The following is a 23242-nucleotide window of genomic DNA, read 5'->3' as shown; positions in this document are numbered from 1 at the left end:
AGAAAAGTACAATTATGAAAGTAAATATACATGTTATAATAAGAAGTTTGCTGGTTTCCGGTTGTATGCTGCTTACTGTGTCGTGTTCGGACAGCTTTTTTCAAGTTAATAATCCCAATCAGGTTTCGGAAGATACTTATTGGCAAACCGAGGATGATGCATTGATGGCATTGGCTGCATGTTATGACGCCTTGCAAAGTGATAATTTATACGACGACTATATAGATGCCGACGGATTTGGTTTCTTGATGCGCGAAACAAGTACCGATAACGGACACCATAGCTGGGGTTCGTGGATGGTGGGAAGTAATATTGCCCGGGGAACTTCTTCGACAGCAGATTATTATTTTCCAAAATATTGGAATGCAAACTACGAATTAATTAAACGTTGCAATATGCTGATTGCTAATATTGATCGTATTCCAATGACAGAAGAACAAATCGGGATATATAAAGCAGAAGCTATTGCTCTTCGTGCATTGGGATATACAAACCTGATTTCTGTGTTCCGTGATGTTCCTTATCTGGATAAGCCATTGACATTGAAAGAGGCGGAAGCACCTAAAACATTGAAAACCGAGATTGTAAATGCTATATTGGCCGATATGGAAGCTAACAATCCGAAATTGCCAGCAAAAGGAAGCGAAGCAAAAGGACGAATGAGCCAGGAAGCAGCGTATGCCATAATGGGACGTATAGCCCTTTTTGACCAAAGATGGGAGAAAGCCATTGCTGCCTATGGAAAGGTAGTGGGTAAAGTACAACTTTTTAAATCAGGAGATGGTACTGACTATGCTGCCAATTTTGCTGATCTCTTTACTGTAGCCAATGAAACATGTGATGAAGTATTGTTGAGTGTACATTTCAGAGGACCCGGGTTGGGAGAAGGAAGTACATTTGGAATTTGCTGGAGTGCTCCGATGAATGCCATAGAGGGCTCTATGAATTTGTGCGACGAGTTTTATTGCACTGACGGTTTACCCCTCGACAAGTCGCCCTTATATCAGGGAAATGTAGAAGACTATGATGTGACTGCTCCCGATTTGGTACGTTTTGAAAACCGCGACCCTCGTTTGAAAGCTACATTGATGGTACCGGGCATGGAATGGAATGGCAAAGTGTACGATTATGTAAATACCAAAATGGCTGCCGTATCTACTTGTGCTATTCGCAAATGGTTTACTCCCAATGATACCGCCAATGAATATGACGGAAGCCTCGACTTCTATATAATAAGGTATGCCGAAGTATTGCTTTCGTTGGCTGAAGCCATGATAGAAAAAGGAGGATATTCGCAGAGCGAGATTACTAAACACATAAATGAGGTACGTGCCCGTGTAGGAATGCCCGCTGTTGAAGATGTAGAAGGTACCGGATTATCGCAGGAGCAATTGCGAGCCATTGTACGTCACGAACGTAGAGTAGAGTTAGCTTTTGAAGATCTTCGTTTTGCCGACCTTTATCGCTGGGGCGAATGGGAAAACAATGTTAAGCGTATGCAACGCGATGAAACTGTTTATGGTATAAATTACAGCGGTTACAGCCGTACATATCGTGGTGCACAAGATGAAGTATGGCCAATACCACGAGCTGAGATCGACAGCAATTCTAAGCTGGAACAACATAAAGAATGGAAATAATATGAAGATAAAAAAACTGTTAACCGTACTTTGTACAGTTGTGTTAATGGGTTGCTTTACCGCTTGCGAAAACAATTCGCCGGCGGTAAAGTCGTACAACGAAGGCATTAATATTATACCCATGCCTCAAACCCTTATACAACAAGAAGGACGTTTTAAATTGGTGTCCGGAGTTACTTTCGATGCCAATACCCCTGATGCAAAAGCTGTGGCAGCGTATTTCATTTCTAAAATGGAACGCTCTACCGGCTACAAGTTTGCTATTGCCGACGAAGGAAAAATAAGTCTGACTATCGACCCTTCTCTTGAGTTGAAAGACGAAGGTTATCATCTTACTGTAACGCCTACTGCTGTAAATGTGGTTGCCAAAACTTCTCAAGGGTTATTTTATGGTATGCAAAGCTTTATGCAATTGCTTCCGGCCGAAATAGAAAGTCAGGAGATTGTACCCACAATGGACTGGACAGCACAAGCCGTTAACATAACCGACGAACCGCGATTTACACACCGGGGAATACTGATTGATCCATGCCGGCATTTTATATCTGTAGCCGATATTAAAAAACAACTGGATGTGTTGGCGCTGTTCAAGATAAACCGTATGCATTGGCACCTTACCGACGATCAGGGTTGGCGTATTGAAATAAAGAAATATCCCCGGCTCACCGAAGTTGGTTCCTGGCGTATTGATGGTGAAGGAACCGAATACGGAGGCTTTTATACACAGGAAGAAATTAAGGAAGTAGTAAACTATGCTGCAGAACGGTTTATTACCATTATTCCCGAGTTAGAGATACCCGGGCATGAACTGGCTGCCATCTCTGCTTATCCGGAGTTGTCCTGTACCGGCCGAGCCATTACTCCACGTATTATCTGGGGAGTAGAAGACATTGTACTATGTGCCGGTAAAGAAGAAACATTCCGGTTTCTGGAAGATGTGGTCGATGAACTGGTAGCTTTATTCCCCGGTACATATTTTCATATAGGTGGCGACGAAAGTCCGAAAACCAGTTGGGAAGCCTGCTCGTTGTGTCAGAAACGCATCCGTGAAGAAGGACTGAAAGGCGATAAAGAACATACGGCAGAAGAGAAACTGCAAAGTTATGTGGTACAGCGTATGGAAAAATACCTGGCCAAATATGGCAGAAAGATTATCGGCTGGGATGAAATACTGGAAGGCGGATTAGCACCAACAGCCACGGTAATGTCCTGGCGTGGAGAGAAAGGTGGAATAGCAGCCGCCATGGCAGGACACGATGCTATTATGACTCCGGGTCCGAATGGTTTTTATCTGGACTACTATCAGGGCGACAGTAAAATAGAACCAGTAGCCATTGGTGGATATTCTCCATTGAAAAAGACCTATAGCTATAACCCTGTACCCGATACGCTGGTATCTATCCAAAAAGATCATCATATAATAGGTGTACAGGCCAATGTGTGGAGCGAATACCTTTATACAACTAACATCCGGGAATATCATACCTTTCCGGGAGCGTTGGCTCTTGCCGAGGTAGCATGGACAACCCCCAGCCGGAAAGATTACAATGATTTTGAACGTCGTATCCATAATGCATATAAACGCATGGATGGGCATACCATTCATTATCATATTCCATTGCCCGAACAACCCCATGGCTCTTGCAATTATGTGGCTTTTACCGATAGCGCATTGCTGGAATTTACTACCAGCAGGCCCGAAGTAATGGTATATACAACAGACGGAACCGACCCGGTTGCACAATCTACTGTTTATAAAACTCCCATTGTGTTTACCCAAAGCGGTGTGTTGAAGATTGCCACATTGCTTCCTACAGGTAAGTTAAGTAGCATACGTACTATCCAGGTAGAGAAACAGAACCTGGCACCTGCACTGAATGTTGAAAATCTATCACCCGGGCTCAATATGCAGATTATTGAAGGCATGTATCTTCATGTAGATGAACTGGAGAAGGCCGGTAAAAGTCCTGTTGCCAACCGGATAATTAAAGAAACAAAGGAAATGGTGACTTATGTAAAATCTACCGAGTCTATGCGGGGAGTAAAACAGTATGCTTCCATTGCCACAGGTTATGTAGATGTTGCAGAGGATGGTGTGTATTATATCTCGTCTAATCTGGAAGAAGTTTGGATAGATGGTAAACTGATGGTAAATAACCGGGGAGAAGTAAAACGCTATTCGCGCAAAGACACTTCGGTGGCGTTGGCAAAAGGATTACACGAAATCAAAGCAGTATTTCTAGGACATATCATAGGAGGATGGCCCTCTAATTGGAACAACGGAAGCATCAGCCTGCGCAAAAGTGACAACGAAAAATTCGAAGCCATCACAGCAAACATGCTTTGGCATTAATTAAAAACTATTTTATATGAAAAGATTTCAACGCTTATTGTTTTGTATAAGTTTAGTTGTTCTGTCTCTGACTGCAATAAACTGTACAGGAAGAAAAAATGGCAATAAAGACGCACCCAAACAGGATTTGTTGTTTGCTGACGATTTTGATGGCAAGTCGGCCATACCCGACACTGCCGTGTGGAAACTATGCACTTATGCCAATAATGCCTGGTCTCAACACTTCAGGCATGTAGAAGGATATGAAAATGTGAAAGTAGAAGATGGTTATCTGAAAATCAGAGCCCGTAAAGATGGTGAAGTATATAAAAACGGAGGCGTATTTTCAAAGATCGGTTTTCCCTGCAACTCCCGTCTGGAAGTAAAAGCCCGGTTGAGTGGCTTAGTTAGAGGAGCTTTTCCGGCCATCTGGCAAATGCCCATAGGCGGACTTCCTTGGCCCAAAAGCGGGGAAATAGATGTGATGGAATGGGTACAGGGCACACCTACACAGATTTATCAAACCGTTCATACATTCTATACCAACGGCGAAGGTGGCTCTGCCGGTGAAACAAATCCGGCACCAGACAAGAGTTTTGATGTAACCAAAGATCATGTTTACGCAGTTGATAGAACAGAGAAAGAATTGATATTCTATGTGGATGGTAAGGAAACCTGGAAATATGAAAACTTGCATCTGGATGCAGAGCAATTGCAATATCCATTTTGTGATTTTCCATATAACATTATCCTGAATTTTTCGTTAGGAGGAACTTTAAACGGTAATCCTACCTGGCCGGGAGAAATACACGATGAAGATTTACCCGGTGAAATGTGGGTAGATTGGGTACGGGTGATTTCTTTGTAGATTGAAACACTTTCTTTTTGTCTTTTTGTACCACGCCTGTGATACAAAAGTGCCACGCCTGTGATACAAATGTATCTTAGGCGTGATACTTTTGTACCACAGGCGTGGTACTTTTTTCTCAGGTCTAAAAAAATCGTGGTACTGTAACTGATTGATTATCAGTTATGCTTTTGGTCTCCTTTCGCGCCTTCTTCCTTTCGCGCCTTCGCGCTTCTACTCTTTTTTGCATTTTATGCTGTATAACATATTGAATAAGTGTACAACTTACACCGTATAGTGTTACTTTTACACTCAAATTGATTTAAGTACCTCATTTACTAAAAATTATCATCAAACACACAACCATGAAGAAACAATTATTATCCCTTGGATTAGCATCTTTACTGGTTTGTTCATGTGGCAATAAGACTGCTACCGAACTAACACTTTCTGGTTTGAATCCTCAAAGTTTTCAAACGGAGATAAACGGAGAGTCTGTAAGTCTTTATACATTAAAGAATCAGGCAGGTATGGAAGTATGCATCACAAACTTTGGTGCACGAATAGTATCTATTATGGTACCCGATAAAAACGGAACTATGAAAGATGTTGTACTGGGATTCGATAACATTCAGGATTATATTAATGTACCCAGTGACTTTGGTGCAGCAATTGGCCGTTATGCTAACCGTATAAAAGATGGTGTAATTGTAATTGATGGTGATACAATTCAATTGCCACAAAATAATTTTGGCCATAGCCTTCACGGTGGTCCACAGGGATGGCAATACAAAGTATTCAAACCAACACAGCTAAATGATAAAGCTGTTAAAATGACTCTTCTATCTCCCGACGGAGATGCAAACTATCCGGGAAATGTAACAGCAACAGTTACATATACCCTAACAGACGATAATGCTATCGACATTAAATACGAAGCCACCACCGATAAGAAAACAATCATTAATATGACAAACCACTCATATTTTAATTTGTCGGGCGATGCTTCAAAACCAATTACTAACGATATTCTTTATATCAATGCAAACGAATTTACTCCGGTTGACGATACATTTATGACTACCGGCGAAATACTTCCGGTTGAAGACACACCAATGAATTTCAATACTCCTAAAAAGGTAGGAGAGGAGATTGACAACTTCGACTTCGCTCAACTGAAAAATGGTAACGGTTACGACCATAACTGGGTACTGAATACCAATCTTGATGTTAATAAACTGGCTGCAAAAGTAACTTCACCAGAATCTGGTATCTCTGTAGAAGTTTATACCAACGAACCGGGTATACAAGTATATACAGGAAACTTCCTCGATGGAACTGTAAAAGGTAAAAATGGTATAACTTACAACCAACGTACCGGAATCTGTCTGGAAGTACAACACTATCCCGATAGCCCCAATAAACCAGAATGGCCTTCGGTAATTCTTGAACCGGGACAGACATATAATAGTCGCTGTATTTACAAATTTACGAAATAAGTAATGAGTGGTGAGTAATGAGTTTTGAGTTGCAATGCTGCATAAATCTCATAACTCAATACTCATAACTCATAACTCAATACTCATAACTTAAAACTAAATATTATGCAATTTTGGGATTGGCTTGTAATCGGAGTATTCTTTTTGGCTCTGATAGGAATTATCGTCTGGGTAGTCAGACAAAAACAAAATGACTCTGCCGATTATTTTCTTGGTGGACGTGACGCTACATGGATAGCTATTGGTGCTTCTATTTTTGCATCGAACATTGGTTCTGAACACTTAATCGGACTTGCCGGGGCTGGTGCATCAAGCGGTATGGCTATGGCGCATTGGGAAATTCAGGGATGGATGATTTTGATATTGGGTTGGGTATTTGTTCCCTTTTATACCCGAAGTATGGTTTATACCATGCCCGAGTTCCTTGAACGTCGTTACAACCCACAGTCGAGAACCATATTATCGGTAATTTCGCTGGTAAGTTATGTGTTGACAAAAGTAGCTGTAACTGTATATGCCGGAGGATTGGTATTCCAACAAGTATTTGGCATTGATAAACTTTGGGGCATTGATTTCTTCTGGATTGCTGCCATTGGCCTTGTACTTATCACTGCACTTTATACAATATTTGGAGGTATGAAGTCGGTACTTTATACTTCTGTGCTTCAAACCCCTATTCTTTTACTCGGTTCTTTAATTATTCTTGTACTTGGTTTCAGAGAACTGGGCGGTTGGGACGAAATGATGAAAATTGCCGGTGCAACCACCGTTAACGAATATGGCGATTCAATGGTTAACCTGATACGCAATAACGGCGACCCTAACTTCCCTTGGTTGGGAGCGTTAATAGGTTCGGCTATCATTGGTTTCTGGTATTGGTGTACCGACCAGTTTATTGTTCAACGTGTGCTTTCGGGTAAAAACCAGAAAGAAGCCCGTCGTGGTACTATCTTCGGAGCTTATCTTAAACTGCTTCCGGTATTCCTGTTCCTTATTCCGGGTATGATTGCTTTTGCTCTTCACCAAAAAACAGGTAACTTCCTTCCAATCATGGAAAATGGTGTACACAATGCCGATGCGGCTTTCCCAACATTGGTAGCAAAATTGCTTCCTGCCGGTGTGAAAGGGTTGGTAGTTTGTGGTATTCTTGCTGCATTAATGAGTTCTTTGGCATCGTTGTTTAACTCGTCGGCTATGTTATTTACAATCGACTTTTACAAACGTTTCAAACCACAAACATCCGAAAAGAAACTGGTAGCTATCGGTCAGGCAGCAACAGTTGTTATTGTAATTCTTGGAATCCTGTGGATACCTATTATGCGTAGTGTGGGCGATGTGTTATACACTTACTTACAGGATGTTCAATCGGTGTTGGCTCCGGGTATTGCGGCTGCATTCTTGTTGGGTATCTGTTGGAAACGTGCCAGCGCTCAAGGTGGTATGTGGGGATTAATCTCGGGTATGATTATTGGTTTGACTCGTCTTGGAGCCAAAGTATATTATAGTAATGCCGAAGCTGCAAGCGATAACCTATTCAAATACTTATTCTATGATTTGAACTGGTTGTTCTTCTGCGGTTGGATGTTCTTGTTCTGTTTATTGGTTGTGTACTTTGTTAGTTTGGCTACCAAAGCTCCATCGCCCGAGAAAATACAGGGATTGGTATTTGGTACAGCTACCGAAGAACAAAAAGCCGAAACCCGCGCCAGTTGGGGTAAATGGGATGTTATTCACACAATCATTATTTTAGGTATAACAGCAGCGTTCTATATCTATTTCTGGTAGTGTTTTAGTTTTTAAGTTTTTGAGTTTTTAAGGCAATTTGCCATGAATTAAATCTCAAAAACTTAAAAACTCAAAAACTTAAAAACTTATGAATTATTATAATCAACATCCCAAGTTCTATGTAGCTGTAGACTGTATAATCTTCGGTTTCAATGAAGATGAAATCAGTTTATTGTTACTCAAACGTAACTTTCAACCGGCAATGGGCGAATGGTCCATAATGGGTGGTTTTGTTCAGGAAGACGAAAGTGCCGACGATGCCGCTAAGCGGGTTCTACATGAACTCACCGGACTGGAGGATGTGTATATGGAGCAAGTGGGGGCTTTCGGAGATATTAGTCGCGATCCGGGTGAGAGGGTTATATCGTTAGCTTATTATGCTTTGATAAACATTAATGATTATGATCATAAACTGGTGAAAGAGCATAATGCTTTCTGGATCAATATTAAAGAGATTCCACCTCTAATTTTTGATCATAACGAAATGGTAGAAAAAGCGCGTAAACGCATGCAGGCCCGTGCATCTACACGTCCTATTGGGTTTAATCTTCTGCCAAAATTGTTCACCCTGTCTCAACTGCAAAGTTTGTACGAAGCTATTTACGACGAAGAATTGGATAAACGCAATTTCCGTAAACGGGTAGCCGAAATGGACTTTATTGAAAAGACTGATAAAATAGATAAAATGGGATCGAAACGTGGTGCTGCCCTGTATCAGTTTAATGATAAGGCATATCGCAAAGATCCTAAGTTTAAACTGTAATTTATTAGACACGGATGACGCGGATTGCACGGATTAAATAACACGGATTAATATCTGTGCAAATCATAAATAATATCCGTGTATTATAATCCGTGCAATCCGCGTCATCCGTGTCTAAATAAAAATTATTATGCTCAACGAATTAAAACAAGAAGTATTTCAAGCCAATCTCGACCTAGTAAAACACGGTTTGGTGATCTTTACCTGGGGAAATGTTTCGGCCATCGACCGTGCGTCGGGGTTGGTTGTGATAAAACCAAGTGGGGTATCTTATGATGATATGAAAGCAGAAGACATGGTAGTGGTAGACCTTGATGGAAACATCGTTGAAGGAAAACTCAAACCATCTTCTGATACTCCCACTCATTTAGCATTATATAAAGCTTTTCCTGAAATTGGTGGTGTGGTACATACACATTCAACTTATGCCACAGCGTGGGCACAAGCCGGATTAGATATTCCCAACATTGGTACTACCCATGCCGATTACTTTCACGATGCCATTCCCTGCACAGCCGATATGACTGAAGCAGAGGTAAAAGGCGCCTATGAACTGGAAACAGGAAATGTAATTGTGAAACGCTTCGAAGGATTAAATCCTGTTCATACGCCGGGCGTACTGGTTAAAAACCACGGACCTTTCTCTTGGGGACCCGACGCGGGTAGCGCAGTTCATAACGCTGTAGTAATGGAACAGGTAGCAAAGATGGCAAGCATTGCTTTTGCTGCTAATCCCAATTTAACAATGAACCCTCTCTTAATAGAGAAACATTTTAGCCGTAAACATGGGCCCGGTGCCTATTACGGACAATAAATAGCAGAGGCCAACGGCCTCATCGCAATAGCGTAGGGCAACGCCCTACGTATCCGGTAAAGCACCACATTGACCCCAACGGGGTCAACGCAATGTGTTTAAAGTTGACCCCGTTGGGGTCACAATGCAATATAATTTGTCAACGTAGGGCTTTGCCCTACGCTACTGCATAGAGGCCGTTGGCCTCTTAACAGGAGGGTGTGTCAAAATAAAGAATGTTCTTTGAATTAATTACAGTTTGTAAGCAAGGGCTGTAAGCCCTTGCTTACAAACTGTAATTAATTCAAAGACCGATTGGAGTTTTGATACAGCCTCAGTAAAAAAGAATATCAAATCATTAACATTAAAAAAAATAATCATGGCTTTTGAAAATTATGAAGTATGGTGGGTAACAGGCGCCCAACTATTGTACGGAGGAGACGCAGTAGTAGCAGTAGATGCACACAGTAACGAAATGGTTAAAGGACTCAACGAGTCGGGTAAACTACCTTTCCCAGTAGTATATAAAGGAACAGCCAACAGCTCGGAAGAAGTAACAACTGTAATGAAGGCTGCCAACAACGATGAAAAATGTGTAGGTGTAATTACATGGATGCACACATTCAGCCCCGCTAAAATGTGGATACACGGTTTGCAAGAACTGAAAAAGCCATTCTGCCACTTCCACACACAATACAATAAAGAAATTCCTTGGGATACAATGGACATGGACTTCATGAACCTCAACCAGAGTGCTCATGGCGACCGTGAATTCGGACACATTACTGCCCGCATGCGTAAACCACGCAAAATCGTTGCCGGCCACTGGCAAGATGCTGCAACGCAAGCCAAACTAGCCGTTTGGATGCGTGTATCAGCCGCATGGGCCGATGCACAGGATATGGTAATCATCCGCTTTGGCGACCAGATGAACAACGTAGCCGTAACCGATGGCGATAAAGTAGAAGCCGAAATGCGTTTAGGTTACCACGTAGATTACGTTCCGGTAAACGATTTGATGGAATACTACAAAGCAGTATCAGATGCCGACGTTAAAGCCCTCGTTGCCGAATATTTCCAACTATACGATCACGTTCCCGAACTCGAAAAAGAAGGAACCGAAGCTTATACCAAAGTATGGAACTCAGCAAAAGCAGAAATCGCTATCCGTCGTATCCTTAAAGAAACAGGCGCAAAAGGTTTCACAACAAACTTCAACGACCTGGGATTAATGGATCAGATACCCGGATTGGCCAGTCAACGCCTCATGGCCGAAGGTTTCGGTTTTGGTGGAGAAGGCGACTGGAAAACAGCTGCCCTTTATCGCACAGTATGGTTTATGGGTCAGGGAATGCCAAACGGTTGCTCGTTCATGGAAGACTATACATTGAACTTCGATGGTGCAAACAGTTCTATCCTGCAAGCACACATGCTCGAAGTTTGTCCGCTTGTAGCCGAACATAAACCCAAACTGGAAGTACACCGTTTGAGCATTGGTATCGACAGTGAAACTGCCCGTCTGGTATTTACTTCTAAACAAGGCGAAGGTATTGCTGCTACTATTGTAGATATGGGTAACCGCTTCCGTATGATTGTGAACAAGGTTGACTCAATCAAGAGCAAGGAACTTCCAAAACTTCCTGTAGCATCCGCACTGTGGATTCCTCGTCCAAACTTTGAAGTAGGTGCAGCAGCATGGATTCTGGCAGGTGGAACACACCACACAGCATTCACGCTCGACCTCACTACCGAGTACTTTGAAGACTATGCCGAAATAGCAGGCATCGAAATGGTTGTGATTGACGAAAACACTACTATGGAAGGCTTCAAGAAAGAACTCCGCATGAACGAGATATATTATATGCTTAAATAATCCAGTTGAGAGTTGAGAGTTGAAAGTTGAGAGTTACGATGCCGCATGATAACTTTCAGCTTTAACTCTCAACTCTCAACTCTCAACTCTCAACTAAAATGATAAACGCAAAATCAGTCATCGAAGCAGGCAAAGCAATTCTGGGTATAGAGCTTGGATCTACTAGAATTAAGGCTGTTTTGATTGACCAGGAGAACAAACCGATAGCACAAGGAAGCCATGCTTGGGAAAACCAATTGATAAATGGACTCTGGACATACAGCATGGATGAAATCTGGCATGGGTTACAGGATTGCTATGCCGACCTTCGTTCAAACGTAAAGAACAAATATGGCATTGAAATAGAGAATCTGGCAGCCATTGGTGTTAGCGCCATGATGCACGGCTATATGGCATTCAATAAAAAAGAAGAGATTCTTGTACCTTTCCGTACCTGGAGAAACACCAATACCGGACAGGCAGCAGCCGAATTGTCGGAACTGTTTGTGTATAACATTCCATTAAGATGGAGCATTTCTCACTTGTACCAGGTTATTCTGGACAACGAAGAACATGTGAAGGATATTGATTTTCTGACAACACTTGCCGGATATATCCATTGGCAAATAACAGGGAAAAAAGTATTAGGTATAGGCGATGCATCGGGTATGCTTCCCATAGATCCTGATACCAAGAACTACTACGCCCACATGGTGACCAAGTTCGATAACCTGATTGTAGGCAAAGGATACAATTGGAAACTGCTCGACATTCTGCCTGAAGTACTATCAGCAGGCGAAGATGCCGGAATACTTACAGCAGAAGGAGCCCGGAAGCTCGACGTATCCGGTAACCTCAAGGCAGGAGTACCTGTTTGTCCGCCCGAAGGAGACGCCGGAACCGGTATGGTAGCAACCAACGCTGTAGAGCAACGCACCGGAAATGTATCGGCAGGTACTTCATCATTCTCAATGATTGTATTAGAGAAAGACTTGTCTAAACCCCACGAAGAGATTGATATGGTAACAACTCCCGACGGAAGTTTAGTAGCCATGGTGCATTGCAACAATTGCACTTCCGACCTCAACGACTGGGTAAACCTCTTCAAAGAATACCAGCAATTGCTGGGCATACCTGTAGATATGGATAAAATATATGAAGAACTTTATAACCATGCGCTAACCGGCGATACGGATTGTGGAGGATTGCTTTCATACAATTATATTTCAGGTGAACCCATAACTGGACTTGCTGAAGGAAGACCCTTGTTTGTACGCTCGGCCAATGACACATTTAATCTGGCTAACTTCATGCGCGCACACCTGCAATCGGCTGTTGGCGTTTTAAAGATTGGTAACGACATTCTTTTCAATGAAGAAAAAGTTAAAGTTGATAGAATTACGGCTCATGGTGGATTATTCAGAACCAAAACCGTAGGGCAGAGAATACTTGCCGCAGCATTAAATTCGCCGATTTCTGTAATGGAAACAGCTGGTGAAGGTGGTGCTTGGGGTATTGCATTGCTGGGTTCTTACTTAGTGAACAATGATACGAAACAATCTCTTGCCGATTTCCTTCACAAACATGTGTTTGGTGGAGAAGCAGGTATTGAGATATCACCTTCGGATGAAGATGTAGAAGGTTTCAACAAATTCATCGAGAGCTACAAGGCAGCACTTCCTATTGAAGCAGCAGCAGTAAAATATAAGAAATAGACACGGATGACGCAGATGACACGGATTAATAGGTTAGTAGCTAGTAGTTAGTAGTTAGTAGTTAGTAGCAATGCTGCATAGATTTCTACTAGCTACTAACTACTAGCTACTAACTTATTAATCCGTGTAATCCGCGTAATCCGTGTCTAAAAAACATCTAAAATCCTGTGGTTACTATGAAGTTTATCATCTCCCTTATTATTTTATTATCCCCTGTTACCCTTTTTGCTCAACCGCAAAAACAAGTAGAACTCTTTAACTTAAGCGATGTTGAACTACTTGACAGCCCATTCTTACAAGCACAACAAGTAGATTTAAAGTATATCCTTGAAATGGAACCCGACCGACTTCTCGCTCCTTATCTTCGCGAAGCTGGTCTTACACCTAAAGCACAATCGTATACCAACTGGGAAAACACCGGATTGGATGGACATATTGGTGGGCATTATCTTTCTGCCCTATCCATGATGTACGCCGCCACAGGCAATGCCGAAGTGAAACGTCGGTTAGACTATATGATAAATGAGCTCTGGCAGTGCCAGAAACAGGTACGCACCGGATTTATCGGAGGTACACCCGGCAGCATCAACCTATGGAAAGAAATTAAACAAGGAAACATCCGCGCCGGAGGCTTCGACCTCAACGGCAAATGGGTGCCCTTGTATAACATACACAAAACCTATGCGGGCTTGCGCGACGCTTATATATTTGCGCATAACGAAATAGCATTCGAAATGCTGGTTAAGTTAACCGACTGGATGATAGATGTGACCGCCGATTTATCCGACACCCAAATGCAGGATATGTTACGCAGCGAACACGGTGGACTGAACGAGGTATTTGCCGATGTGTACGACCTTACCGGCGAATCCAAATATCTTGATCTGGCTAAACGCTTCTCGCATCTGGCTATATTAAATCCTTTGTTGGAAAACGAAGACAAACTAACTGGCTTGCACGCCAACACCCAGATTCCCAAAGTAATCGGGTACAAACGCATTGCCGATCTCGAAGGCAATAAAGCATGGAATGATGCTTCCCGTTTTTTCTGGCAAACAGTAACACAGAACCGTAGTGTAAGCATTGGAGGCAACAGTGTACGCGAACATTTCCATGCTACCGACAACTTCGAACCCATGATAGACGATATTGAAGGGCCTGAAACCTGCAATACATACAATATGCTTCGTTTAAGCAATATGTTTTATCAAACAACCATGGATACCCAATTCATAGATTACTATGAGCGTGCCTTGTATAATCATATTTTAGCCTCTCAAGAACCGGAGAAAGGTGGATTTGTGTACTTCACCCCGATGCGTCCGGGACATTACCGGGTTTACTCGCAACCACAAACCAGTATGTGGTGCTGTGTAGGTTCAGGATTGGAAAACCATACCAAATACGGTGAACTTATTTATGCACATCAGGAAGATGCTTTATTGGTTAATCTCTTTATCCCTTCACGCGTAAACTGGCAGGATAAAGGAGTTGTTCTGGTACAGGAAACCCGTTTCCCCGATGAGAATAAAATTAGTTTCCGTATGGAACAGGCAGATGATGAGCAATTCACACTAAGAGTACGTTACCCGGAATGGGCAGGCGATTTTCAGCAAATAGAAGTAAATATCAATGGCCAAAAAGTCTCTGACCCGGGATTATACATGGGCTATCTTTCTATCGATCGTAAATGGAAAGAAGGAGATGAAGTAGTTGTAACCCTTCCGATGAAACTGGAAATGGAGCAATTACCGGATAAACGCAATTACTATTCTTTCAGATACGGCCCTATTGTACTGGCTACAAAAACAGGTACGGAAAGTATGACCGGACTCTATGCTGATGATAGCCGCGGTGGTCATATTGCCCATGGTGCTAAAATTCCATTAGACAAGGCACCGACGATAATAAGCGAAACTCAAAACATATTGGCTAACTTTAAAAAGTCAGATATTGGTAACCTCTCTTTTGCCTATACAGGAGAAGCATATCCAGCTAAGTCACTTGAGTTTATTCCATTCTTTCGTTTGCACAATTCCCGTTATGCAGTGTATATACATCAGGTAACCGCACAAGAATGGGTACAGAAGAAAGCCGAAATAGAAGCCAAAGAAAAACAAGCCGCCCAGCTTGCCGCCCGCACGGTAGACATTGTTTACCCCGGCGAGCAACAACCGGAATCCGACCACTTTATTGAGCAGGAAGCATCCACAACCGGTATCCATAAAAACCGCCACTTCCGCAGCGCCCGTGGCTGGTTCAGCTATGAAATGAAGATAACCAAGGGAGCTAAAATACAGTTTGTAATGCAAAACAACGAACTTGAATACGAACCCCGTTTATCTGTAAATGGTCAGAAACTTGCCCGGGTTTATAAAGATACACCCATAGAAGAGGGCTTTGTGATCCGCGAAATGGCTTTACCCACTGGTTTAAGCGATGGTAAATATCGTATTCGGTTTGAAGCAGGCGATACTGGTAATACCGGAAAGATATTTGAAGTAAGAATAATAAAATAGAATAATAAATATGAAGAGAATACTTTTAACTTTATCTTTGTTTCCTGCTATTCTTTGTGCGCAGGAAGTACAAAGCCCCGACGGTAATTTGTCTGTCAATATTCAAAAAAATAGTACCGGATTATCATATACTGTAACCTATAATGGTAAAACTATGCTCGAGCCCTCTCCATTGGGTCTTGAAACCAATATTGGTAGTTTTTCCAGCAATCTGGTTCATATAAACGATACCCGTACCCTCGTTGATGAATCATATACAATGCCTCATGCAAAAGCAAGTCGCATACACTATCAGGCAAACGAATTGATAAGTAAATATGTAAATCCTCAGAGCGACACCTTATCTGTAATCTTTCGGGTAGCAAACAATGACATATCGTTGGCTTACCAAATAGCATCCCCCAATAAAACACATTGTACCATATTGAAAGAAAATACCGGGTTTGATTTTCCAACTCATACCACGACTTTCATAACACCACAAGCTCCATGGGGCGAAGGATGGATGCGTACAAAGCCCAGCTACGAAGAAGAATATACCCTTGACGAACCCATTGGAACACCATCGAAATACGGAATCGGTTATACTTTCCCTGCTCTTTTTCATCTGGGGAATGATGGTTGGGTATTGATTTCGGAAACAGGAGTAAGCAGCCAGTATGCAGGTACCAAACTAAGCGAAAGCAGCCCTGAGGGTTGCTATCATATCTCTTTCCCCGAGAAAGAAGAAAATCATAGTGTTGGCGATGCAACAGTTACAGCCCGTTTACCTCTAACAACCTCATGGAAAACAATAACAGTAGGAGAAACTCTTAAACCAATTATTGAAACTACTTCTGCCTATGATGTTGTTAAACCCATCTACGAGCCCTCACAAGTATATAAGCCCGGTAAAACTACCTGGAGTTGGATACTTTGGCAAGATATCAGTTGCAACTATCAGGATCAGGTAACCTTTATAGACCTGGCTGCCGATTTGGGTCTTGAATATATTCTTATTGATGCCTTGTGGGATAAACAGATTGGTTATGAAAATATGCCCTCGCTTATTGCCTATGCACAATCTAAAGGAGTAGATGTAATACTATGGTATAATTCTAACGGCTCATGGAACGATGCACCACAAGGTCCGCATAATCGGATGGATACAGCACCTGCTCGCAAAAAAGAAATGAAATGGATGCAGTCGTTGGGAGTTAAAGGTATTAAAGTCGATTTCTTCGGAGGCGATAAACAAGTAACAATGAAACTTTACGAAGACATACTAACTGATGCTAACGAACATGGGATATTCGTTAATTTCCATGGTACAACTTTGCCCCGTGGTTGGGAACGTATGTATCCTAATCACGTAACAAGTGAAGCAGCATTGGTATCAGAAAATTTGGTGTTTAGTCAATACTTTACCGATAAGGAAGCGTATTCAAGCACCATCTTACCATTTGTGCGTAATGCTGTTTCGGCAATGGATTTCGGACCAGTCTTTTTAAATAAACGTTTTTCAAAGGATCAAAAGGACGGAACTATCCGGAAAACAACAGATGCCTTTCAAGTGGCTACAACAGTAATCTATCAATCGCCCATTCAACACCTGGGGGTAACTCCTAATAATTTAGAGGAACAACCGGACTATGTTTTAAACTTCATTAGTAATGTACCCACCGTTTGGGACGAAACCCGTTTCATTGATGGCTACCCAGGTAAATATTGTGTATTGGCACGCAGGTATGGAAACCAATGGTACATTGCCGGAACCAATGCCGAAGCCGAAAGTAAGAAGCTTACCCTATCCTTGCCTTGGTTAACCGGACAAGAGTTGGAAGTTATTTATGATAACCCTGATGGAACTGCCGCTATGCAATTAGCAAGAGTTAATAAGAAAGGAGAGCTGGTTGTGAATATGAATTCTCAAGGAGGATTTACTATTCATGCGAAATAGTCTTTTCTATTTCAATCTTCCCACTCGAGTTTGTTTTGTTATATTTATCTATCACGTTTCCTATATAGAAAACTAAATGAAACTAATAGCTATAACAACATTTTAAACATTTTAAACCTCAATAACAGCATGTAATTATGAAGAAAAGTATCTTAGTAAGTATCTGCGCACTGCTGGCTTTATCAGCTAATGCCCAGAAAAACGCGAGTATTAAAGTCGATCTGGAAGGTAACCAGATAATCCCAAAAGAAATCTATGGTCAGTTTGCCGAACACCTTGGAACCTGTATCTATGGTGGATTATGGGTGGGAGAAAACTCAGCTATACCTAATCAGAACGGTTACCGTTCCGACGTTTTAAATGCATTGAAAGATCTTAAAATACCTGTACTTCGTTGGCCAGGTGGATGTTTTGCTGATGAATACCACTGGATGGACGGAATTGGCCCACGCGAAAACCGTCCGAAAATGGTAAACAACAACTGGGGAGGTACCATCGAAGACAACAGCTTTGGTACACACGAATTTCTTAACCTGTGCGAAATCCTTGAATGCGAACCTTACATTAGCGGAAACGTAGGTAGTGGCACAGTAGAAGAACTAGCCAAATGGGTTGAATACATGACCTCCGATGGCGACTCGCCAATGGCCAGACTTCGCCGTCAAAACGGACGCGACAAAGCATGGAATGTAAAATACCTCGGCGTTGGTAACGAAAGCTGGGGGTGCGGTGGAAGCATGCGTCCCGAATATTATGCCGACCTTTACCGTCGTTATGCAACCTATTGCCGCAACTACGATGGCAACCACCTCTATAAAATAGCCAGCGGTGCCAGCGATTACGATTATAACTGGACCGAAGTACTGATGGATCGTGCCCGCAACCACATGCAAGGCCTTTCTTTGCATTACTATACAGTAAAAGGATGGAGTGGCAGTAAAGGTGCAGCAACCATTTTCGATAAAGACGATTACTACTGGACATTGGGCAAATGTCGCGAAGTAGAAGATGTATTGAAAAAGCACATTGCTATCATGGATAAATATGATCCAAAGAAAAGAGTTAACCTTTTGCTTGACGAATGGGGAACATGGTGGGACGAAGAACCGGGTACAATTGGCGGTCATCTTTACCAGCAAAATACATTGCGCGATGCATTTGTAGCTTCTCTTTCTTTCGATATTTTCCATAAATACACCGAAAGACTTACCATGGCTAACATAGCACAGATTGTAAATGTATTACAATCTATGATTCTTACCAACGATAAAGGCATGGTATTAACTCCTACTTACCATGTGTTTAAAATGTATGCAGTTCATCAGGATGCTACACACCTGCCTTTGGATATAAAGTGCGAAGAAATGCCAGTACGCGATAACCGTACATTGCCATTAATCAGCGCAACAGCATCGAAAGGCAAAGACGGTATAGTACATATCTCATTATCGAATGTAGATGCCGACAATGCTCAGAACATCACTATTGATCTTTCTGGATTGAAAGCTAAAACAGTTACCGGCGAAATTCTTACCTCTAAAAACCTCACTGATTACAATACATTTGAAAATCCTAATGTTGTGAATGTAAAGGAATTCAAAGGAGCAAAATTAAACAAAGGTACATTAGAGGTTAAATTACCAGCTAAGTCGATTGTAACAATTGCTATAAAATAATATGTTAAACGCAGAGTTACGCAAGTTACGCTAAGTTTTATTTTTTTTATATCAACTTCGTGGAACTAGTGTAACTTAGCGTTTAATATTTTATCTTTGCAAAAACAAATACTAAAGATTACTAATTATGAACGACATTAAACTTATGAACCGTGCGGCTGATAATATCCGTATCCTAGCTGCTTCAATGGTTGAAAAAGCAAAGTCAGGGCATCCCGGTGGTGCTATGGGTGGTGCAGATTTTGTCAACGTACTCTTCTCTGAGTTTTTAGTGTATGATCCCGCTAATCCGGCCTGGGAGTCACGCGACCGCTTCTTCCTTGATCCCGGACACATGTCGCCAATGCTTTATTCAGTATTAGCAATGACTGGTAAATATAGCATGGACGAACTGTCGCAATTCCGTCAGTGGGGAAGCCCAACACCAGGACACCCCGAAGTAGACATAATGCGTGGAGTAGAAAATACTTCTGGTCCGTTAGGTCAAGGCCATACATATGCTGTAGGTGCTGCTATTGCTGCCAAGTTCTTGAAAGCACGCTTTGGTGATGTAATGAATCAAACTATATATACCTATATATCCGATGGTGGTATTCAGGAAGAAATCTCACAAGGTGCAGGCCGTATAGCCGGTACACTGGGATTGGATAACCTGGTTATGTTTTACGATTCAAACGATATTCAGCTTTCTACAGCTACCGATGCGGTAACTAACGAAGATGTAGAAAAGAAATATCGTTCATGGGGATGGCATGTGATAAATATCGCAGGAAATGATGCCCAATCCATTCGCGACGCTTTGAACGAAGCTAAAAAAGAAACAGAACGCCCAACCCTGATTATTGGAAAAACCGTAATGGGTAAAGGTGCTCTCAGAGCCGACGGAACAAGTTATGAAGCATGTTGCGATACTCATGGTGCTCCGCTGGGTGGCGATGCTTATAAAAACACCATTAAGAATCTGGGTGGTGATCTTGACAATCCTTTCGTTATCTTCCCCGAAGTAGCAGAAATGTATGCTGCCCGTGCAGAAGAACTGAAATACATTGTTGCTGATAAGAATGCAGAAAGAGAACAGTGGGCTAAACAAAACCCAGAACTGGCTGTTAAGTTTGCCGAGTTCTTCTCAGGAAAAGCTCCCAAAGTTGATTGGGCTGCTATCGAACAAAAACCGGGTGCTGCAACCCGTAATGCTTCGGCAACTGTATTAGGTGCTTTAGCTACTCAGGTAGAAAACATGATTGTTGCCTCTGCCGACTTATCTAACTCTGATAAAACAGACGGTTTCCTTAAGAAGACACATGCTTTCACCAAAGGTGATTTCAGTGGTGCATTCTTCCAGGCGGGTGTATCCGAGCTTACTATGGCTGCAGTTTGTGTAGGTATGGCTCTTCACGGTGGTGTAATTGCCGGTTGTGGTACCTTCTTTGTATTCTCAGACTATATGAAACCAGTGGTTCGTATGGCTGCATTGATGGAACTTCCGGTGAAATTCATCTGGACACACGATGCCTTCCGCGTAGGTGAAGACGGCCCAACTCATGAGCCGGTTGAACAGGAAGCTCAAATCCGTTTGATGGAGAAACTGAAAAACCACAAAGGACACAATTCAATGCTTGTACTTCGTCCTGCTGATGCTGACGAAACAACCGCAGCTTGGCGTCTGGCCATGGAGAACGTTTCAACTCCTACCGGATTGATCTTCTCACGTCAGGACATTGCCAAACTTCCCGAAGGCACAGATTACTCGCAGGCTGCTAAAGGTGCATACATTGTTGCTGGTGCCGATGCAAACCCAGATGTAATTCTGGTAGCTTCCGGTTCGGAAGTAGCTACATTGGTTGCCGGAGCCGAATTGCTTCGCAAAGATGGTTTGAAAGTACGTATCGTTTCTGCTCCATCCGAAGGATTATTCCGTAGCCAAAGCAAAGAATACCAGGAATCAATTATTCCTGCTGGTGCAAAAGTATTCGGTCTTACTGCCGGATTGCCTGTAAATCTTCAGGGACTTGTAGGAAGCAACGGTAAAGTGTTTGGTTTAGAATCATTTGGTTTCTCTGCACCATACAAAGTGTTGGATGAGAAATTAGGATTCACTGCCGATAATGTTTATAAGCAAGTGAAGGAAATGTTCTAACTTGAATTATTCTCATCGCGATGAGAATAAATACTCATCGTAATAAGAACAAATACTCATCGTGATGAGAAAACTTTCTCATCGCGATGAGAAAAAAGGTTTCATCGTGGCTATCTCACAATAGAATTTGGGTTCTATTACGAGATAGCCTCTTTTTTTATGTTATTTGCATAACTTTGGGTAACCCAAAACATTACTTGGGTATATACAAAAAAAGTTTGTCCGATATAATTTATGCGTGTAATTATTAGTTACTTTTCATTGAATTAAAAATGACAATTCGATAAGTTATTACATATTTTAGAAATATTGTTGCTTGATTGTAGGTGAATAATGCCCTTGGCATGGGGATTTGCTTGCTTGGTAGAGCATTGTTGTTGGTTGAGAATTATTTAAACACAAAATGTCCGTCTCTTATAAGGAGACGGACATTTTGTGATGCAAATATACTAGTTGTAGATGAAATACACAACTATTTTAGCTATTTTTTATGGGAAATGAATGGACGTAAGTAACAATATTAAACACGCCGTTTTTTCTCCTTATACATCATAACTGCGAAATAAGATAAAATATACATATTATTGACTTGTATGGTGTAACTATCTTTTCGGGATAATAGTTTCTACTTTGTAATCATTCCAATTTAACTTATCTAATATTGCGCTTATAACCTATCTATTTTTCATAAAGTCGCTTTAAAACTATCCTAACAGGCTTTTTTGTGTTGGGAATTATTCCGTTAAATGCAAAAATGTCCGTCTCCTTATAAGAGACGGACGGTTATTTAACGACTGTAATGCGATGTTAGACAAAAAAAATCTTTTTGTTATTTACCTTATACATAAGATAAATAGCGCTTGCGTAAACACTACTTCTTCCCGGGCCAAAAACAGAGGGTTATTAACTTCTCTGGCATACCTCCGTTTAAAAACTTATCTGGATGGTAATCGACACATTATTATACCAATGAATGATGCCGCTTTATCCGACTTATTGATTGAAATGGGTCATTCTATTGATTCATTGCCTATTTCCAGAGATATTAAATTAGAATTTCCTCGTAATATCCGGCAATTTAACCGGTATTATAAGAAATGGCTTGATAACATAAACTCGAACCAATTACAATAAATCATGTATACGCGCATTCTAATTATATTCATATTAATTTTCAATCTGGCGTTAGGAACTTCTGCTCAAGAGTTACCAGGACACCGCTTATACAATGCTACTCCTAACATAGCAGTGAAAAGCAATCTCTTATATGATTTAACTCTTGGTCCTAACCTGGGAATTGAATTCAAACTAAGTAAACGGTATACGCTTGATTTACCAGTAAACTACAACCCGTTCGAATTTGGTAATAATCGTAAGTGGAAGCATATTTTGGTACAACCCGAATTACGTTATTGGCTTTGCGAATCTTTTGCCGGACATTTTTTAGGAGTTCATGCACATTATGCTGATTATAATGTGGGTAATATAGGTCCACTCAATGCAACAAAAGCAAATCGTTACAGAGGATGGCTTGTAGGTGGAGGCATATCCTGGGGGTATCAGCGAATACTCTCAACCCGTTGGTCTTTAGAAACCACCATTGGTTTGGGGTATGCTTATCTTGACTACAATCAATACGAATATCCTGCATGTGGTTCTAAAATAAAAGATGATCATTTAAACTATATAGGGATAACCAAGGTAGGTATAAGTTTGATTTACATTATAAAGTAGATAAAGTGGAT

15 protein-coding genes are annotated in these 23242 nt (G+C 41.6%); all 15 read left to right on the top strand.

Features of this window, described 5'->3' with window-relative positions:
* Positions 1-14 precede the first annotated feature (14 nt).
* Positions 15-1640, top strand: a complete 1626-nt coding sequence (locus D0T85_RS20265) for a RagB/SusD family nutrient uptake outer membrane protein (RefSeq protein ID WP_163215335.1) — start codon at positions 15-17, stop codon at positions 1638-1640.
* A 1-nt stretch (position 1641) separates the two neighbouring features.
* Entirely contained in the window at positions 1642-3993 is a 2352-nt protein-coding gene (locus D0T85_RS20260) for a family 20 glycosylhydrolase (protein WP_163215334.1), read from the top strand.
* 16 nt (positions 3994-4009) lie between these two features.
* Positions 4010-4840 (top strand): glycoside hydrolase family 16 protein, encoded by an 831-nt coding sequence (locus D0T85_RS20255; protein ID WP_163215333.1) that lies wholly within the window; start codon positions 4010-4012, stop codon positions 4838-4840.
* 344 nt (positions 4841-5184) lie between these two features.
* Positions 5185-6318, top strand: a complete 1134-nt coding sequence (locus tag D0T85_RS20250) for an aldose epimerase family protein (protein ID WP_163215332.1) — start codon at positions 5185-5187, stop codon at positions 6316-6318.
* A 105-nt stretch (positions 6319-6423) separates the two neighbouring features.
* Positions 6424-8103 carry a sodium:solute symporter gene (locus D0T85_RS20245; RefSeq protein ID WP_163215331.1) on the top strand — a complete coding sequence of 560 codons (1680 nt, stop codon included), beginning with the start codon at positions 6424-6426 and terminating at the stop codon, positions 8101-8103.
* A gap of 88 nt (positions 8104-8191) precedes the next feature.
* Positions 8192-8866 carry an NUDIX domain-containing protein gene (locus tag D0T85_RS20240; protein ID WP_163215330.1) on the top strand — a complete coding sequence of 225 codons (675 nt, stop codon included), beginning with the start codon at positions 8192-8194 and terminating at the stop codon, positions 8864-8866.
* Between the two features lie 130 nt (positions 8867-8996).
* The gene (locus D0T85_RS20235; protein WP_163215329.1) at positions 8997-9680 is read left to right on the top strand and encodes an L-ribulose-5-phosphate 4-epimerase; all 684 of its coding nucleotides are present in this window, start codon (positions 8997-8999) and stop codon (positions 9678-9680) included.
* A gap of 358 nt (positions 9681-10038) precedes the next feature.
* The gene (gene araA / locus D0T85_RS20230; RefSeq protein ID WP_203558537.1) at positions 10039-11532 is read left to right on the top strand and encodes an L-arabinose isomerase; all 1494 of its coding nucleotides are present in this window, start codon (positions 10039-10041) and stop codon (positions 11530-11532) included.
* A 98-nt stretch (positions 11533-11630) separates the two neighbouring features.
* Positions 11631-13226: a xylulokinase gene (locus tag D0T85_RS20225; protein ID WP_163215328.1), complete on the top strand. Its 1596-nt coding sequence runs from the start codon at positions 11631-11633 to the stop codon at positions 13224-13226.
* Between the two features lie 167 nt (positions 13227-13393).
* On the top strand, positions 13394-15745 hold the full coding sequence (locus D0T85_RS20220) for a glycoside hydrolase family 127 protein (RefSeq protein WP_163215327.1): 2352 nt from the start codon (positions 13394-13396) through the stop codon (positions 15743-15745).
* 10 nt (positions 15746-15755) lie between these two features.
* Positions 15756-17684 (top strand): glycoside hydrolase family 97 protein, encoded by a 1929-nt coding sequence (locus D0T85_RS20215; RefSeq protein ID WP_163215326.1) that lies wholly within the window; start codon positions 15756-15758, stop codon positions 17682-17684.
* Positions 17685-17821: 137 nt separating this feature from the next.
* A complete protein-coding gene (locus D0T85_RS20210; protein WP_163215325.1) occupies positions 17822-19360 on the top strand; it encodes an alpha-N-arabinofuranosidase in 1539 nt (512 codons plus the stop codon).
* 127 nt (positions 19361-19487) lie between these two features.
* A complete protein-coding gene (locus D0T85_RS20205; RefSeq protein WP_163215324.1) occupies positions 19488-21497 on the top strand; it encodes a transketolase in 2010 nt (669 codons plus the stop codon).
* Between the two features lie 804 nt (positions 21498-22301).
* Positions 22302-22631 (top strand): hypothetical protein, encoded by a 330-nt coding sequence (locus tag D0T85_RS20200; protein WP_163215323.1) that lies wholly within the window; start codon positions 22302-22304, stop codon positions 22629-22631.
* Positions 22632-22634: 3 nt separating this feature from the next.
* Positions 22635-23231 (top strand): DUF3575 domain-containing protein, encoded by a 597-nt coding sequence (locus D0T85_RS20195; protein ID WP_163215322.1) that lies wholly within the window; start codon positions 22635-22637, stop codon positions 23229-23231.
* Positions 23232-23242 lie beyond the last annotated feature (11 nt).

It is taken from the genome of Bacteroides sp. 519 (genome assembly GCF_010500955.1).
Lineage (GTDB): Bacteria > Bacteroidota > Bacteroidia > Bacteroidales > Bacteroidaceae > Bacteroides.
This window is presented reverse-complemented; position numbering and strand designations above follow the sequence as displayed.

Coding starts and splice junctions, on each gene's coding strand:
- D0T85_RS20235 (WP_163215329.1), top strand. CDS start 8,997: ATGCTCAACGAATTAAAACAAGAAGTATTTCAAGCCAATCTCGACCTA.
- D0T85_RS20250 (WP_163215332.1), top strand. CDS start 5,185: ATGAAGAAACAATTATTATCCCTTGGATTAGCATCTTTACTGGTTTGT.
- D0T85_RS20225 (WP_163215328.1), top strand. CDS start 11,631: ATGATAAACGCAAAATCAGTCATCGAAGCAGGCAAAGCAATTCTGGGT.
- D0T85_RS20210 (WP_163215325.1), top strand. CDS start 17,822: ATGAAGAAAAGTATCTTAGTAAGTATCTGCGCACTGCTGGCTTTATCA.
- D0T85_RS20200 (WP_163215323.1), top strand. CDS start 22,302: ATGTTAGACAAAAAAAATCTTTTTGTTATTTACCTTATACATAAGATA.
- D0T85_RS20245 (WP_163215331.1), top strand. CDS start 6,424: ATGCAATTTTGGGATTGGCTTGTAATCGGAGTATTCTTTTTGGCTCTG.
- D0T85_RS20265 (WP_163215335.1), top strand. CDS start 15: ATGAAAGTAAATATACATGTTATAATAAGAAGTTTGCTGGTTTCCGGT.
- araA (WP_203558537.1), top strand. CDS start 10,039: ATGGCTTTTGAAAATTATGAAGTATGGTGGGTAACAGGCGCCCAACTA.
- D0T85_RS20240 (WP_163215330.1), top strand. CDS start 8,192: ATGAATTATTATAATCAACATCCCAAGTTCTATGTAGCTGTAGACTGT.
- D0T85_RS20215 (WP_163215326.1), top strand. CDS start 15,756: ATGAAGAGAATACTTTTAACTTTATCTTTGTTTCCTGCTATTCTTTGT.
- D0T85_RS20255 (WP_163215333.1), top strand. CDS start 4,010: ATGAAAAGATTTCAACGCTTATTGTTTTGTATAAGTTTAGTTGTTCTG.
- D0T85_RS20205 (WP_163215324.1), top strand. CDS start 19,488: ATGAACGACATTAAACTTATGAACCGTGCGGCTGATAATATCCGTATC.
- D0T85_RS20260 (WP_163215334.1), top strand. CDS start 1,642: ATGAAGATAAAAAAACTGTTAACCGTACTTTGTACAGTTGTGTTAATG.
- D0T85_RS20195 (WP_163215322.1), top strand. CDS start 22,635: ATGTATACGCGCATTCTAATTATATTCATATTAATTTTCAATCTGGCG.